The organism is Mesorhizobium sp. M4B.F.Ca.ET.017.02.2.1 (genome assembly GCF_003998955.1).
Taxonomy (GTDB): domain Bacteria; phylum Pseudomonadota; class Alphaproteobacteria; order Rhizobiales; family Rhizobiaceae; genus Mesorhizobium; species Mesorhizobium abyssinicae.
This window is the reverse complement of the sequence record NZ_RZOF01000001.1, coordinates 34,346-50,590: the sequence shown is the minus strand read 5'-3', so window position 1 is coordinate 50,590 and position 16,245 is coordinate 34,346. Positions and strand designations below refer to the sequence as shown.

The 16,245-nt window shown below is 56.8% G+C and carries 14 protein-coding genes; 10 read left to right on the top strand and 4 right to left on the bottom strand.

Going from position 1 to position 16,245, the window contains the following annotated elements:
- Nucleotides 1-77: 77 nt before the first annotated feature.
- The 3 genes from EN738_RS00200 to EN738_RS00190 all read right to left on the bottom strand — a co-directional run bounded on the left by EN738_RS00200 (nucleotide 78) and on the right by EN738_RS00190 (nucleotide 3,977).
- Nucleotides 78-914: a S1/P1 nuclease gene (locus tag EN738_RS00200; protein WP_127281932.1), complete on the bottom strand. Its 837-nt coding sequence runs from the start codon at nucleotides 912-914 to the stop codon at nucleotides 78-80.
- Nucleotides 915-1,672: 758 nt separating this feature from the next.
- On the bottom strand, nucleotides 1,673-2,365 hold the full coding sequence (locus EN738_RS00195; RefSeq protein ID WP_127281931.1) for a histidine phosphatase family protein: 693 nt from the start codon (nucleotides 2,363-2,365) through the stop codon (nucleotides 1,673-1,675).
- A gap of 466 nt (nucleotides 2,366-2,831) precedes the next feature.
- The gene (locus EN738_RS00190; protein ID WP_127281930.1) at nucleotides 2,832-3,977 is read right to left on the bottom strand and encodes a heme-binding protein; all 1,146 of its coding nucleotides are present in this window, start codon (nucleotides 3,975-3,977) and stop codon (nucleotides 2,832-2,834) included.
- A 330-nt stretch (nucleotides 3,978-4,307) separates the two neighbouring features.
- Here EN738_RS00190 and EN738_RS00185 point away from each other — a divergent pair, with 330 nt between their 5' ends.
- From EN738_RS00185 to EN738_RS00150, 8 genes are all read left to right on the top strand, one after another.
- Nucleotides 4,308-4,646 carry a Dabb family protein gene (locus EN738_RS00185; protein ID WP_127281929.1) on the top strand — a complete coding sequence of 113 codons (339 nt, stop codon included), beginning with the start codon at nucleotides 4,308-4,310 and terminating at the stop codon, nucleotides 4,644-4,646.
- A gap of 56 nt (nucleotides 4,647-4,702) precedes the next feature.
- The gene (locus tag EN738_RS00180; RefSeq protein WP_127281928.1) at nucleotides 4,703-6,148 is read left to right on the top strand and encodes an FAD-binding oxidoreductase; all 1,446 of its coding nucleotides are present in this window, start codon (nucleotides 4,703-4,705) and stop codon (nucleotides 6,146-6,148) included.
- A gap of 46 nt (nucleotides 6,149-6,194) precedes the next feature.
- The gene (locus EN738_RS00175; RefSeq protein WP_127281927.1) at nucleotides 6,195-6,704 is read left to right on the top strand and encodes a hypothetical protein; all 510 of its coding nucleotides are present in this window, start codon (nucleotides 6,195-6,197) and stop codon (nucleotides 6,702-6,704) included.
- Nucleotides 6,704-8,683 (top strand): GMC family oxidoreductase, encoded by a 1,980-nt coding sequence (locus EN738_RS00170; RefSeq protein WP_127281926.1) that lies wholly within the window; start codon nucleotides 6,704-6,706, stop codon nucleotides 8,681-8,683. Before EN738_RS00175 ends, EN738_RS00170 begins: the two co-directional genes overlap by 1 nt.
- Nucleotides 8,680-9,696, top strand: coding sequence for a ferritin-like protein (locus tag EN738_RS00165; protein WP_127281925.1), 1,017 nt, complete (start codon nucleotides 8,680-8,682; stop codon nucleotides 9,694-9,696). Before EN738_RS00170 ends, EN738_RS00165 begins: the two co-directional genes overlap by 4 nt.
- Nucleotides 9,697-9,744: 48 nt before the next feature.
- Nucleotides 9,745-10,260, top strand: a complete 516-nt coding sequence (locus EN738_RS00160; RefSeq protein WP_127281924.1) for an SRPBCC family protein — start codon at nucleotides 9,745-9,747, stop codon at nucleotides 10,258-10,260.
- A gap of 66 nt (nucleotides 10,261-10,326) precedes the next feature.
- Nucleotides 10,327-10,518: a hypothetical protein gene (locus tag EN738_RS00155; protein ID WP_127281923.1), complete on the top strand. Its 192-nt coding sequence runs from the start codon at nucleotides 10,327-10,329 to the stop codon at nucleotides 10,516-10,518.
- Between the two features lie 123 nt (nucleotides 10,519-10,641).
- On the top strand, nucleotides 10,642-11,733 hold the full coding sequence (locus tag EN738_RS00150) for a S1/P1 nuclease (RefSeq protein WP_127281922.1): 1,092 nt from the start codon (nucleotides 10,642-10,644) through the stop codon (nucleotides 11,731-11,733).
- A gap of 675 nt (nucleotides 11,734-12,408) precedes the next feature.
- On the opposite strand, the gene EN738_RS35245 is transcribed toward EN738_RS00150, so the two are convergent.
- Nucleotides 12,409-12,561: a hypothetical protein gene (locus EN738_RS35245; RefSeq protein WP_189605671.1), complete on the bottom strand. Its 153-nt coding sequence runs from the start codon at nucleotides 12,559-12,561 to the stop codon at nucleotides 12,409-12,411.
- Nucleotides 12,562-13,740: 1,179 nt separating this feature from the next.
- On the opposite strand from EN738_RS35245, the gene EN738_RS00145 reads away from it, so the two are divergent.
- A complete protein-coding gene (locus tag EN738_RS00145) occupies nucleotides 13,741-14,178 on the top strand; it encodes a hypothetical protein (protein WP_127281921.1) in 438 nt (145 codons plus the stop codon).
- Between the two features lie 1,256 nt (nucleotides 14,179-15,434).
- On the top strand, nucleotides 15,435-16,181 hold the full coding sequence (locus tag EN738_RS00135; protein ID WP_127281920.1) for a hypothetical protein: 747 nt from the start codon (nucleotides 15,435-15,437) through the stop codon (nucleotides 16,179-16,181).
- Nucleotides 16,182-16,245 lie beyond the last annotated feature (64 nt).

Genomic DNA, 16,245 nt, shown 5'->3' with positions numbered 1-16,245 from the left:
CGACGAGCCCGCACTCGGACGTCAGCCGGAGCCTCGACCAGTGAGACGGGGAATGGATTCGATGCAGCCCTGTGAGATCACTTTTCCAGCACTGTGTTTAGCATCACTGCCAATCGCAACCCGCCGGTCGCGAGTTGACGATCAAGCGTCTCTGCTACAGCAGTTTGATATGCATCACCCAGCACGATGATGTTATCAGCATTCGGCGCCGGGAGCTCTTTGTAGAGCTTCTGCCCGACAGTATGGCACTCATTGATCCAGGCTTCAGCGAATCCGGCGTTGTATGTCACGTCGGTCACCAGAGGCACGACTTTTGCTTCGAGCTCGGCTGCATAGTTGCCCCACGCATAAGCGCGGTTGTCGATGAGACTGTCATCCCAAACGGCATGAAGGTTAGTGTCGGGCACAGGGCGAAGCTTACCATCGGGGCGTTTGCCCTCGAAATCCGCCTTCACCTTGTTGCCACCCTGGTCATGATTTCGTTCGGTGCAGTGGAAAGGCTGCGTGGAATCTCCAACCAGGTGCACCAGCATTAGAAGAGCTTGTCTTCGCTCGGCGTCGGTCTTGCTCTTGTTGCCAAGTACATCGACCTGGGCCGCCAGTGCGGTGACAAGGCATCCATTCGGCCCGATGCAATCCTTCGACTTGTCGAATTTGTCGCGAGTGACGTCGACATCGGCGAAATGCCAGTCATAGGTGTGTTTTCCCTCTTCGGTGAATTTGTAGTCATCGGCCCAACTCGCAACTCCAGCCAGTGACTCCTTACCAAGTAGCCTCTGAACCTCTTTCAGTGCAGGCTCGGAGAGATGATGCAGCGCAATTTCTGCGACGATCGAGTGGCCCCGGTCTCCCCACGCAAAGCATGGGCCAGCACTTGCAATGGACAAAGCACAGGCAAAGGCAAGCGACTTCATTGCATCCCCCAAAATCCAACACCTCAACAATAGCGTATTCTCCAAGAAATGCGAGGCGAATTATTCGATCGAGGTATCGGTATTTGTTGAGCGGACCAGGGTGATTGGTTGGATGTCGCGAGATGCGAAGACTTAGTCAACTATTGCCGATAGAGAAGAAAATAAAAGAATTACCCATGACGACGCAAGCTTGACAAGAGGACTAAGAGGTGGTCTCAAAGGTATTAGCGAAGTCCTCACAAAAATGTCGGGCAGAATACCCGAAAGTACAATGAAGTACAGGAAAAGCAGCATTTCTTGCCTCCGGTGGGCAGCGTGGCAGATCAAGCCACCCGTGCTGTTGACGCCAATGGTACTGGGATTGTGGTCCCAATGTCGGTCGCGTCGCGTCCAGACGCATAGATGGAACGGCTGTCGGTGGTTTTCGAAGAGTTGGCGAGGGGGCGCCATCCAGATGCCGAACCGGGCGTCAGAAATGCGAAATCGCTATCAGAATCAATAGTTCGCTTAGCTCTGGATGAGAAACGATAGAGATTATGAGATCAGGTTTCATCCAATTCGTCAGATGGCTATAACGAGTCTGGGTTAGGTCATATTTGGATTGGTGGTGCGAGCTATGCTGTCTGCGGCAAAGCAACCGTCAGGCTTGGCGGCCCGGACCAAGCCTGACGAGCGGGATAATTGGAACCTCGCCAAACATCCTTTGGCTGTCACAAACACATTGAAAGCGAGAAAAGGCAGTCCCGAGCCAAGATGTTTTACTTTCGCAAAGCAGCCGAGGTGAGTACTGCAGGCGGCGGTAGCACGGTCGGCGGCTCCGTAATAAATTTGGCTTCCTTGACGAGGATATGGTCCGGCAAATCTGCCTTTTCGAACCGGTAGCTCCCGTCGGGTAAAAAGACGCGTTGAAACGCAAAGGCACGCCCGTTTGGAACCTCAAGGGTCATCATCTCGGTATCCGTGAGATCCAGAAGGTTTGCAACAATCGCCCGGATAGTTCCGAAATGCGAGAAGGCAAGCACATCTGCTCTATCGAGGAGGTGGGATATTTCGTTCAAGAAACCTACCACCCTTCGCTTTGCCTGCAATGCGCTTTCGCCACCCTGACCAGCGTTGCTCGCTTCCTCGTCCATCCGCTTGTCGTAGACAAGGCCATAGTCGCGCTCGTTTAGAAGCGCCGCGATCTGCGGTCGGATCGATAGCAAGTTCATCTGGTCAAGCGTGATACGCGCGGTCTGCTGCGCGCGATTATACTCTGAAACGAAAACCTCCAGGGCGAAATTTCCGGGCTTACCCCAACGCGGCTCCAATTGGGCCAATATGCCCGCTGTTGCGAGCGCTTGCCTTATGCCGTTCGTCGTCAGGCAAAGCGCGCTGTCATTATAGGCGTAGAAGGCCGGATCTTCATTGCCCGTGCTTCCCCCATGGCGAACAATGATAAACCGATTCATGGATCCTCTCCGCTTGGTTGACCGATTACCTGTCCTTGTCGATTCATTCAGGGACGCGAGTATATTTCTTCGAAATTCAGGACCCACATTTGAGGGCGGACGGGCATGCTAGCATCCTTATCCTCCACGAGTGCAAATGGGCTACTTGATCTCCGCGGCCCCATCCACTGACGTTTGTCTGCTAGATAACCCGGCTAGCCGCTAGGGGCGCGTCGGGAATACCACGAGAAGGCACTGACGCCGCGACATTCCAGCGGGGGGGAAGATTTGGTGTGATCTGTAGATTGATCGCGGCTGTGGCGATGGCGAGTCGACCAACGCTGAGGGAGAGGCGATCTATACCAGTTGCCAGCATCTCCGTCCTCGCTCGACTGGCTGCAGCCATCTTCAGTTGTGGCACCGCCGCAGGTAGGTCGTGCTCGCCCTACTGCCGACCTGCGACTCATTGCTTATGCACGATACGCCCTCAGAAAGCCTTAGCGTCATCGTCGAGCGAGCGAATTAGCGTGTTAATGGTGATATGTGGCCAGCGTATCCTGCCCTTAACGCCGTCGCGCCTGTCATGAAACTCAAGCATCACCCGTTGTGCATATTGCAGGACGAAGCGGTTCGGACTGCCTTCGACTTCGACTTCTTGAATCCAGAATGCCGCGTTCACCTTTATGGCCTTGGCTTCGCAGTTTACGAACGGGATGTTGGAAACATTGCCAGCTGTATCGCTGTCGACGACGATCGTCGTCGTCTTGATAACCTTTCCTTTTCCTTCGAAAGCCCGCTCGATGGCACCGTCAAGCAACGCCAGTGGATGGGCAGGTGAAAAACCAGGGAAACCGGGCTTGGTCTCGACTCCTAGGAACGGATGGTCAATGAATAGCTGGTAAGGCGCGAGATAGTCCTTCGTCAATTGCTCTTCCTTCATGGGATCGAGCCCGATCGGCAACGCATCGAATGCTGCGAGTAGCACTGGGTCCTTGAAGTTGGGAGGGCCCTGCGTGACGAATTGAGGACCGTCAAAGCCCATGGCTAGAACAGTGTCGCCATGCGGGATGTTCGCCATCCGGCCAATCTTGGGGCCCTGCTTGTCGAGGTCGTCGCATGGGCCAGTCAGTCCGGAGAGATTGAAGAATATGCCCGATTCCGCATGGATGCCGACCTTGTCTGGGGTCATCACTCCTTCCCCGGGCACGAGCACGCTTCCCTTCGGTGTGTCGTTCACATCGGGCGTCGCCGGGCTCGCCACCACGCCCCTTGCGTCCGTTGTCGCGTCGATCGCCTTTAGCTGGTCGATTTCCTGCAAGTACATCAGCGCCGCGACATGCTGGTCCCGCCCGCTGTCGCTGCGATTGGGGGCGCCAAGATCGCCGAGCGAAAAGCGGAGACGCTCATTGCCTTGGTTGAGCAGTAGGCGATAACGGAACGGAAATTTATCCGCCGGCCCGAACGGTAGGGCGATCAAGTTCCACATGCGGCGCTCGAAGGGCTCCGCGTTGAGCCATGTGCCTTTTAACTGACCGAGCAGCCCGAGCCGAGGATCATTTCTAATGTCCTCGTCGAGATGCGAAAAACTTCGACCGACTAGCCACAATGATTTTGTCTGCACTGGATCGGCCATGTCACCCCTCCCCTGACATCGCGCGACGCTAGATCACCTGTCGCGCACGGCTTCCGTCACCCTTCCATTCCGCCTAGCCATCTGCAGTAAACGTCACCGATGAAACTGGAGAAGAAAGGACAACTATAAACAACTGAAATCCTGGACAAAGCTGCTCGAACGGAGCAACCATACAATTCAGCCAAGGGAAGTCAATATTGGATGGATACTTACCCGAGGCAAAAACCAATTGCCTTCTGGCTTGGTAGCACGTATCATTAAATTCGTCAGATGGTGTGATTTAACTCAGCGATCGTAGACGAGGGGGGCGAGGTGGGAAGCGGGGCGGGCGTGCCGGGCAAATACTTTGCCCATATGGTATTCTTTCAACTTCTGGACTTTTCCGACCCGGCAGTCGATGCGTTTCTCGACTATTGCGTCAAGTATCTATCCAACCATGACGGGCAAGTTCATTTTTCACTTGGGCTGCGCGCGGTCGATATTCATCGTGACGTGAGCGATTCCAGCTTCGATGTCGCGATGCACATCATCTTCGAGAATCGCGGCAAGTACGACGATTATGCCGCTAGCCAGCCGCACCAAGATTTCATCACCGAAACTGCGGGCATGTCGACAGGGCGACGCGTGCTCGACTCCTATATCGAGCGCAGGATCACCGGGTTGCCCTGATCGCCTCGGACTATCCAGCGCGTTTTTTCGCAGACGAAATTGGTCGGGGGGGCAAGATGCGAGATATCGTCCAGCAATTGGCCAAAGCGATGCGCGGCCGGGTCGCAGGATCTGGCGACAGTGACTATATGAATTGCATTCGCATCGACAATGGCCGGATCAACCGCCAGCCGGCTGCGGTTGCGCTGCCGTCTGACGCCGAAGACGTTGCTGCAGCTATCCGATTCGCCCGTGACGAAGGCCTGAAGCTAACGGTTCGTTCGGGTGGGCACAGTGCTGCCGGCTACAGCCTCAACGATGGCGGAATCGTGCTCGACATTCGCGGCCTTTCCGGGCTGTCGCTGGATCCGAATACGAATGTGCTTACGGTCGGCATGGGTTCGATCTGGCGCGACGTCTATAATTTTCTGCGCGTCAGCCGTACTGGTCTGGTGCCTATTGCCGGCGGCTGTCTCGGAGTCGGTGCAGGCGGCTTCCTGTTGGGCGGCGGATACAGCTTCGTCTCGCGATCCTATGGTCTGGGCATCGATAATATTGAGGCGCTGACGATCGTATTGGCCGACGGCTCCGTGAGGCGGGTCGCGCGGGCATCAACTGGCCAGGATGCCGACTTATTCTGGGCGGCGTGCGGCGGCGGCGGCGGCAATTTCGGGGTCGCGATCGATGTCGATATAAAGACCCATCATCTCGCGGCGCCGACGGTGTTGGCCGGGCAAGTACTATTTCCCTTTTACCGCATCGATGAAATCTTGCCGGTCTATAACGAACTGGCGAAAACTTGCCCGGCTTCGCTCGCCATCTACGGCTTTCTCGGCTACCAGCCCGACCCCCGGAACGGCGGCGCGCCGGCGCTTTTCTTGCGCTTCACCCCGATTTTCAACGGCAGGTTCGATGATGGCATGAAAGCGCTCGAGCCCTTGTTTAAACTGGGCCCTTCGAACGTTTCGCTCTATTCGATGACCCTACCTGAATTCGAGCTGATGGCGGGGGGCTCGACCTCAGTTTCGGGTCGTGCGGCCTATATTCGCTCGGCGCTGTTGCCGCCGGGTGGAATGACCCAAGAATTGGCGAAGATCTTTAAATACCACATGTCGCGAATGCCAGGCTCCGACTCGTTTGTGGTGTGGACCCATGCCGGCGGCCGAATCGCTGAAATTGCACCCGGAGCATCCGCCTATTGGCACCGCAAGAGCCTATTTATGCCTGAGGTCAAGGCAATCTGGGACGCCAATCGCCCGCAGGACGCACGGCAGGTCATCGAATGGGCCTATTCCTTTTTTGAGGATGTGGCAATGCATGCAGACGGCGCATACCTCAACTATATCGACCCGCTGCAGCGTGACTGGAAGTCGAAATATTATGGCGGCAATCTTGACCGCCTGGTCGGCGTCAAGAGCAGGGTCGATCCGGACGACGTGTTTAGCTTCCAGCAGGGGCTGACCTCTGATTTCGAGCCCGACGGCGTCCGTCCGCTCAATCTGGATCCTCTTGGAGTCACCTGAACGGCCCGCCTGGCGTGCAGCCACACCACTCACCAGGATGAAGATTATGGCCTATTGGAAAATACAGAATTTTGCCGCCGCCGTCGGGCAGCCGACCTGCTACGACACGGGTAAGGACCAGGCCGGTGATTTTGATATGTTCGTCGCGATCTCGGTCGGCCTAACAGGATTTAGTGAAGCCGAACTGCATTCGACTGGGCTTGTGCAGACGTATTTCGAGGAACTTGCCCTGATCTTGGGCCGCGCGATCCGCGGCGCCTTTCTGGAGGCAACCGCGAACCAACCCGCCGCCGCGCTAGCCTCTGCTATTTGGCGGCCGCTGGCTCAGAACCTCATCCGCATGTGGTACCTCGGCCAATGGAAGCGCCTTCCCGCCACTTGGGCTCGCGACAGTTTCGAAGGCAAAGTGCCCGAGGGATATAACGAGTTCGGCCGCGACCTCGACCGTGTCATCTCGCCGCTTGCATATCAGGAGGGGCTAGTCTGGCGCGCGATCGGGGTCAATCCGCCTGGTGCCAAGCAACCCGGTTTCGCCAGTTGGACACGGAGGCTGTGATGGCTAGCGGAACTCCCGACATCTCCGATCGCGTCTATGATGTGGTCGTCGTCGGCAGCGGCGTCACCGGCACTGTGCTCGCCAAGGTGCTGGCCGAGCTGGCCTATCGCGAGCGCAAGTCGCTATCGATCCTCATCCTCGAGGCGGGGACGGGCATTGCAGGGGGCGATGTGGCGCACAATGCCTATCTCAACACCTATTACGGCGCGTTGATCAAGACCCCCAACGCACCCTATCCAATATCGGCCAACGCGCCGTCGCCCGAAGACCTGGCCTTCCTCAAGGCGCCTAATGATCGCTACATTATCCAGAATGGGCCTCTGACCTTTGGCAGCAACAATCTGCGCATGCTCGGAGGGACGACGCACCATTGGATGGGCATTTCCCTCAGAATGCTGCCGGCAGATTTTGAACTTAAGAAGCGGCACGGCGTTGGGGTAAACTGGCCAATCTCGTACTCGGATATGCGGCCCTTTTATGAAAAGGCCGAATGGGAGTTGGGCATCTCGGCTTGCGCGGCGGACCAGTACAAGGTCTACCCCGGCGCCGAGGAGGATTTCGGCGACTATGAATACCCCATGCAGCGCATTCCGGTCAGCTATCTCGACCAAGTGCTTGAGGACAAGATTGGCGCCGATTTCACGTTCGAGATGGAAGGAGAAGAGTACCCAGTTCGATTGGTCCCTATCCCGCAGGCTCGCAACTCTATTCCGCAACCAGCCGCGAGGGATCCTCGCGACTATATTGCCGTCTCCCGCCACCGCCGTGACAGGTACTATCAGCCCAGTGGCGCGCCCGAGGATCTATATACCGGGGCAGGGCAACGCTGCGAGGGCAATTCCAGCTGCATTCCGATTTGCCCGTCGCGCGCCAAATATAATGCTCTCAAGACCATAGAGGAGCTGGGCCAGTTGGCGAAGCTGGCAGGGATCCATGTTGACATTGTAACCCGGGCAGTCGCGTCCGAAGTCCTCCTCGGCAATGATGGCAACGTCTCTGCAATCGAATATCTCGCCTATGACGAACCCAACGTCCCCTATACGACTACGTGCCGCGCTAAGGGCCGCCGATTTGTTCTTGCAGCCAGCGCGATCGAGAATGCCAAACTCTTGCTGGCCTCACGTGACAACAATACTGGCAAAGCGGTAGCCAACAGCAGCGCCTGCGTCGGGCGAAATCTGATGGACCATCCTTTCATCCTGTCCTGGGGATTGATGTCGAGCGACGATGCGGTCGATGGCTTTCGTGGCCCGCTGGTCACCTCTGACCTGCCTATGCGCGAAGGCAATTTCCGTGGCGAACATGCCGCCTTCCGAACCGATGTCGGTAATACTGGCTGGAGCCTGGCCGACACCGCCCCCTATCTCGATCTCGAGCGGATGATCGATCCGAGTTCCTACAGAGACAAATATCCGAAGGACAAGGTCGACCAAATCGTCCCCAACGCGCCCCTCAGTGGTACTGAGTTGCGCACGCAGCTGGGAATGCAGCTTCGCCGTCAGATTACACTTGGCTTTCTGATGGAGCAGCTGCCGGACCCCAAAAACTATGTCACGATAGACCCGCAGCACCGGGATCCACTTGGGCTGCATAAGCCCGTGATCCACTACGATATCGACAGCTATACGCGCAGTGGCATGGCGGCTGCCTACCGCTTCGCTTCTAAATTCTATGAGCGTGTCGGTGCGGTCGAATTCACCGATCACGACTCGCTCTTGGGCGACAAGGTTAAGGTCGGCAACCGGACATTCAAGTATATCGGGGCGGGGCACATCATGGGCACTCACCGTATGGGCAGCAGTGCCGCAGATTCGGTGGTTAACAGCTATCAGCAATCGTGGGATCATCCCAATCTCTACGTGATCGGCTGCGGCAGCATGCCGACGGTCGGGACCTCCAACCCCACGCTCACCGCGACCGCACTCTCGATTCGCAGCGCGGAGCATCTCTTCGACAATTTGGAGCTCGCGGGCCGATGACCTATCCCCAAATTGCTAGACTATACGGTCTGCTGCAACAGGCGCTCGAGGTCGAACTGTTCACCATCCCGCCCTATCTGACCGCGATCTATTCGATCATCGACGGCACCAACGCTGCACCAGTCGAGATTGTCCAAAGCGTCGTGATGGAGGAGATGCTCCACGCTGCTTTGGTCTCGAATATCATGAATGCGGTTGGCGCGACACCGCGGTTGGTGACGGGAGAGGACGACACCGGACCGCGAAGGACTGCCTATCCTGCGCAGGCCCCGCATATCGCCAATGAGCTGATCGTCGATCTTCTGCCGTTTTCGCAGGCCGCAGTGAAGGTCTTCATAGCGATCGAGAGGCCCGACATCCCCGCTGAACATTGGAGCACGAACGGCGGTATCGCGACGATCGGGCAGCTCTATGCCACACTCCGCAACGCGCTGATTGCGGCCAGCGAAGAATTGGGCGAGGCAAAGCTGTTCGCGGGCGATCCGGCGCGGCAACTAAGTTCGAGCGACTATTATGGTGGGGGCGGGCGGCTGGCGCCGATCAACTGCCTTGCCGAAGCGATCACCGCGATCGACATCATCGCGGAGCAGGGTGAGGGGCGCGTCAATCTTACCAACCTAACTGGCGACGACGTGCGCTTCGGACAGCCAAAGGAGGTGGCACACTATTTCCGATTCCAGGAATTGCTCTTCGAGCGCGTATATGACCGCGACGACGACATTGGCGCGCCGACCGGCGCGCGGCTAGCGGTCGACTGGGATGCCGTACGGCCGATCGGCCGTCCGAGCAGGGAGCGCATGCCAGTCGGTTTCGACGCGGTTTTCGAGGCTTTCATGGCAACCTACGCAGGTTTGCTCACGGCACTGCACAGGGCCTTCAACGGCGACAAACCCGCGTTGGTCCAGGCGATTCCGCTGATGCAGCGACTGAAGATCCAATCGATCGAGATCATGCGGATCGAGATCGGCGGCGGCAAGACCTGCGTACCGCCTTTCTGGTTCATGCAGTCCTAATCCGTGCTGCGGAGACAGCCGAAAGACGAGGATCGGGGAGGTCAGCGCATGCACGAAAAAATGATAGGACCAGCGCACGTGCGGATCGAACAGCTTAGCGACGGCCAATCGCGAGTTAGCGTCCGTCGTTCCTATGTCGGTGGCCCCGCTTCGCCTGCGGCGGATCAGGTGTGGCGGATCGTGGCCGATTTCGGCGGACTGAAGGTGATCTTCCCCTCGCTGGTACGCGTGTATATTTCATATCCCAACGCTGCCGACGGGGATGTCGGTACAATTCGCGACATGGCATTCGATCCGGGGCCCGGCGGCGGGAAGTTGAATCTAGGCATCGAGCAGCTCGAGAGCGTCGACCATAGTTCACGCACCCTAGCCTATATCTCGGTGCTAGGGATGCCGGTGTCTGGCTACCGCTCGGTAATGACGGTGAGCGGCGACGATGTGTGCGAACTTAGCTGGATATCGACTTGCCGCCCGATCGAGGGGGCGGGCGATTTTCTTGAGATACTGGCCGGGATTTTGGCGAGCGGCGCAAACCAAATCGCCACGCATCTTGGCATCGATTGAGGACAACTCCAGTCGTGCAAAGCTGACCTTCGTTGATCGGACCGTCATAGTGAAGGATGCCGACCATTGGTCGACGAAAAGCCCAGTGATCTCATCAAACTGACAACGGAAATCGTTCCTGCCTATGTGCGGAACAACCCGGTGCCAGTTTCAGGCCTGTCTGATCGCCTGAGTGAATTCAGCATCGTCCAACATCCGTCGACCAACGCCATTCGCCGGACGAGCGCGAGCGCCTGCGGTCAATCCGAAAAAGGTTGACCAATACACAATGAGAAACCATGCGAAGGCATCGAGGGCACAGCGCCACGGCATCCTTCGTCAGAAACGATAGGGCTGTGCCAGAGAGTATAGCATGAAAAACTGAGAGAAGGGGAGGCGAGCATGATATCGCGTTATCTTTTGCAGATCTTTCTTCTAATCATTGCTGCCTTTCTTGGGCAGGAAAAGGCTTTTGCCTGGGGTGACGAAGGACACCAGATCGTCTGCAGCATCGCCTACAAGGAGCTCACCCCTTCGGCTCGACAGAAAGTCGATGGTCTGATCGCTCAAGATCGCGATTTTCGAGCCTTTCCCCAAGCCTGTACTTGGATGGATCACCCGAAGAAACGAAGGATCGAGCATTATGTAAATGTTCCCCGCAACGCGAACCAAATTACCGCGACCGATTTATGTCCAGGTGCTGAAAAATGCATCGTTACAGCGATCCTAAACGACATCAGAGATCTGGCACTCACAACTCGGGATGAGGATCAACTGTCTTTAATTAAGAGCCTCGGCCACTGGCTTGGCGACATCCATCAGCCGTTGCACGTTTCTTTCGGGGATGACCACGGTGCTGGTCTTATCAAAGGGAGCTCACCCTGCAGCGGCGATCTTCACAGCGTTTGGGACACCTGTATCATCGAGCAGACACTCGGAGACGACGCCGAGACCGCCGCGATTGAAGTGAGGTCTGAAATTACATTTGCCGATCGTTCTGACTGGACCCACGGCGACATAGATGAGAACGCGGTCTTGGGGTGGGCAAATGCCTCGCTGGCGATATCGCTCGCGCCAAATACAGAATACTGTGTGGAGGTCGGCCATGAATGCCGCTACACATCCGATGCTGTGTCTTATGACGGACATAATGAGAAGACCGTCACGACCGACCAAGCCTACATCGAACGGCAAGCGCCGTTGGTCAAGAGACAGCTTCAGATGGCTGGTGTGCGCCTCGGCTACATCATCAACCAGATTTTCTCGACGACCGAAAACGTTGCGGCTCTCAACGCTCCAAACTTCTCTCTTGAGAGGGTCTTAGCGGCTCGTGGAACGATGCCGGCCGCTCCGCCTGCCAACATTGAGGCGCTTCAACCTATTGCCGGTACGGACATTAGCACCAACAGTTCGCTTCAAGCAAAAGTCGATGAACTGATGACGCGGGTCCGTGTCCTCGAAATTGCACTCGCGGGGGGCCGAGTTAAGCAGTGATGGGGCTAATATATTTAATAGGTAGTTCAATACGTTAGGCGGGATCACATCCAAATTCTGTACAACGCAGCCCACCTTTTCCTTCGCGTTCGTGCATGCGACTGGGCACGGAAAAGCGCGCGTGGCGCGATTGCCCGCGACCGCGAAACGAGTAGACAGCCGCCTGCGTACGTCGGCGCGGCCCTAGCCGCAAAAATGCTAAACGGTCTCATATGGCAGGGCGGCTATGGCAGTAAGCATTGCTGTACGATACCCTTCGACCAGTGGAGGCGGTGCCTTACCGCTCGGGAGCGCTATCGCGAAGTGCTATGGCAGGGGACAAGGGCCCTTGGCAACGGTTGCGACTGCCGTAGCAATCTGATGCCAGTCCCGAGGCCCCTGCTCACTAAGCCGTACGCTGAGGGCAAGGCTGCTTTTGATGGATAAGACACATACATAAAGAAAATCAGTTAGTTATGATATGTCGTGTGCAAAAATCGAACACGAAAGTTCTACTTCTCTTCTTTTTCCGTTCCCACGAGGGAAACTGCCGACAGCCCTTTTCAGACGCCGCTACTGTGCAAATGTTCGCCGGTCCGCTTCGGTGTCCAGTTGGTTGGGTTCCTGAAAGCCTATCGAACTTTCTGGGTCGCGCCTCAGCCCGAATTGCGTGTGCTTATGGGACATATTTGGACATTAGACGTAGGTGACCGAACCGGCCGAGAGAGCTGCCAGAACGATCAGGTAAAGTGGGGCTTGCGCATTGGTGCAGCCAAGCGTCAGCACGGCCAGAAAGGACCACGCGGCGCCCGACGCCAGAGCTAATATCCCATAAAGAAAGTCGAGCACCGACCGGCTTCAGCCCACTGTCGGGAATGTCTGGCTGGGCGAGGCAAGTACTGTGCGTGCGCCATTTATTCTGCTGACCGCTGCTAACCACAGCACCGCGAAACTGCCGCCCGAAAGCATCTGGATAGCCAGGATCAGGGCCGAGAGGATCGTGCCGATAGGCATGGAAATGAAAATCCCTTCCTCAGATCAGCGAACTGATCTCGGAGGATCCCGGCTTCTACGGCTTCGCTTTGTTCCCTGGGGAGTGGGGCCTGCAACCGGCAGCTCGTAACGCCTTGTCATGGCATAGTGGTAGGGCAGGGGAATGAAAATCGTGTTAAGGATTTCAGCAGTTTACGGCGCAGCGCCTCGCACTTCGCGCCTTAGTCATCCGATTTGTTGTTCAAGACCTGCAACGGATATGCATTCAGGGTCTCGACCACTTTCTCCATTAGAGAGCGACCCATCCTCCACGCAGGCTAAACTCAAATCAGGCTTCCCTCTATTTGATCCAGTTTTAGTAAGTGCTAAACTAAAGCTGAAGTCGCATCGTCCGGCGCAAAGTCCAACGGGCCATTTGGCGTGTCCGCGAAGGGTGCTGTGGGTGGTGGCGACTGCGATTACCGTTGGGGGTACCTTCGGAGCGTGTGGCCACACGCCACGACGCGCAGGGCCGGCAAGCGTGATGGCTGCTGCTGTGAGGCCGTCATGATCTTGCGGCCGGTCTGTGTGACAACCTCAAACGGGGAATGACTAGAGACCGGAACACGGGAGAATGAAATGACTTTCAAGCATTGTCTGCTGTTTTGGAATTCGCAAATCCGAACTGGCTCGGGCTGATGTCTTTTAGAAATTGTCTGATAATCTGGGTTGGCACGGTGTCCCGCACTAAACGGATGGCTTGAAACATGGAATTGGATGCAAAACCGCCCGTCGAGGGCAGGAATTTTCAGTTCACGATCTTCGGTGGCATAGGCAGAACTCGCATCATCGTCCGGCTGAACGGAAAAGTGGTTCATGACAGCGATTGCCCCGATCCACCCTGTCACGAGGAGATGCGTATGCCTCCAGGGGTAGGCGGAGCCGAATTGGTCGTGATAGCCAACGATTCCGCCGGAAGGGTCTTGGAGCGCAAATTCATCGTCGGAAGAGCGGAAGACCAGGCTGGCGGCGCCCGGTCAGCCTGAGAGTTGCTCCATGAGCACGTTGCAAGATTTCTTTCAGCAACTGTCGAGACTGCAGCCGACGACGTTGGCAGCAGTTACTGCCTTGGCAGGCGCTACCGGCGCGGTGATCGTCGGAGTCATAACGGGTGTGGTAACCAAATTCGTTGTAAGCGCGCGCGATAGGCAAGATAAGGAAGCAGAGTGGCGCAAACATGCCATCGAACTCACGAAGTTGGATCTCGACCGAAAGTTGAAGACGCGATCGCCGTCGGACACGCGCCCAGTAAGGCCGAGCATCTTGGATTTCCTAGCCAATTATCGAGATCTGCAGGACCTCGACAAAGCATCCCCTCGGGATCTCTATGTGACAATACAGACGATGCGCACCAAGAAGCAGGGTACGAGCGTGTCCGAGACGCCGTCCAATCCTGGCAAAGAGCCACCGAGAACTTCCGAATATGAGGATTGATGGATGGAACGGATGCCTAAGTAGTTCATCTGCGTGCTCCCTTTCCGGCGTTTGCGAGTCGCCAAGGTCGGTCCGCAGGCCGTCGAGCCCGTGGTTTATGCCACTGTGCGATATCCTGTGTTGGCTTACGGAGCGTCTCCCAAGCTCCAAAAGCGCTGGAACGAGCTAACGGCAGTGATGATGCAGCCAGTCGACTTCCATATGCGGCAAGCTAGGAGTGAGGCCGCCGCACTCGACACCTTTTGGCGGCAAAATTTCGCGATGCCGGGCGATCCAAGGTGCGTTCGACTCAACAAACTTGTCAGAAGCCAAGCGCTTTCTGTAACGGATAAATACGAAGTGTTGGGTAGGCCCTACCAGATGAGGCAAACACGACGGGGCGGGCCTATCGACCGGGCCATCAAGGAGTTTAACAAAGAACCGCAGCCCTAGATGTTTAGTCCCCGTATTTTCTGGTGCCGGCATGAAGACGTTGAAATCCCCTGAGCTAACAAGAAAGATCTGGCGTGCCGTTGCGCCGACTTTGAGGGCCCTCTGCGGCGCCAACAAGTGACTGTCGGGCCTGCACCTTAGGTAACCAGCGGGTGCAGTTCCATAGTCGGCACGGCGGCTGCGAGTCGCCGTAGCCGCTTTTAGAGCTTCCGCGATGTCGGTTGAACGGTTCTTTCAGGATGCGGAGCGGCGGGTAGAGCACGTGGATAGCGAACGACGTTCCCAACTAATGGAGCGCATCGCTTTGGCGAGAGCTATGTTCGGTACGATGGATCCCCTGGACTATCTTGAAGGCTGGCTGGCTCCCGAGGAGCGATCTAAGTCGAAATACAATTAGAACTGAAGGGGCTATGAGGTATCTCGAGGTTGATCGGAAAGCCAGTAGGGTCGGCCTGGGCCCGGCACGCCTCCAGCTTATTTTTGCCAGAGACGCTAACACGAGCCACCGCTACAGGTTGCGACAGGCCTATAGCTGGCGGATCGCGCCGACAAGCACGTGTTGGCCAGCTGTGACGAACGCGCTTCTATCTGTTTGCATCTGAAAGCGGCATGGAAGCCAAGTCCTGTTACCAGGATACACTCAATACCTGTGCTGGGGCGTAGCGCCTGCTGCGAAGTTCGTTGCCCTCTGTGATGCAGTCGCCTATCAACGCAGGGCGAAGGCAAAGGTGAAAGCGAAGAGCACGCAGGCGAGGCCTCAACAACGCGTGATCCGATGTGCTGGAGCGGGACCGGATGACGGACAAACGAGGCGCCCGACAGGCATGATGGTCGACACGCAAGTTCTTTCCTACGCCTACAAAGGCCAACAAGTTAGCCTCGCTGGCGCGCGGATTTCCTCGGTAGCCGCCCACGAGTTCCTGGAGCTGTACGAGCCCAGTTCGCCAACGAGCTTTCGCTATTACATCAAGTATCGTTCCGGCCGGCATCTCGGCCTGCCATCCGAAGCGCCAGCGCAGTGGAAGAGCGGTGGTTTAGAACGCTTGGTATTCGACTTCGGAAGCGACTACCCAACGCTTGTCGAATTTAACAGCCGAGCCACGGCAGCGATCATCAACGACCGCAACAGCCCCGCCTTCAACCATCTCGTTTCTTCACTCGACAAATCCCTGCAGAAAAAGCTCCGGCCGCGCTTCGTGTTCCTCTGCGAGCATGTCGAAGAATGCGTACCATTGGCTTCTCAGACAGCTGAGTTGGGGATCGACCTCCTGTGGAATTTTGTCCAGCGTCACAACGTCAAGTCCAACTTCCGCAACTCGGTGAACGACATGATGATCCTTGCAACGGCAATTGCCGGCGGGGAGCACCTTTTGACTCGCGATGACCTGTTGGCTCGCTTTGCAGCGGCGCAACACGGGGCGCCTGTAAGGGAGTTTAGCCCAGGCCTGATTGAAATCGACTTCGCACGCGAGCCAGTGGCTGTTAAGCGCCGACCCAAGGAGAGCAAGGGCTATATCAATCGTGGTTGGCGCATCGCTATCCAAACGGGGCGTCGTCCCCCCCAGATATGACGCGGGTTTCATCGCGCTGCGGACGGTAGGCCCATTGCGCGAATGCCTCAGGTCGCCTTCCGGC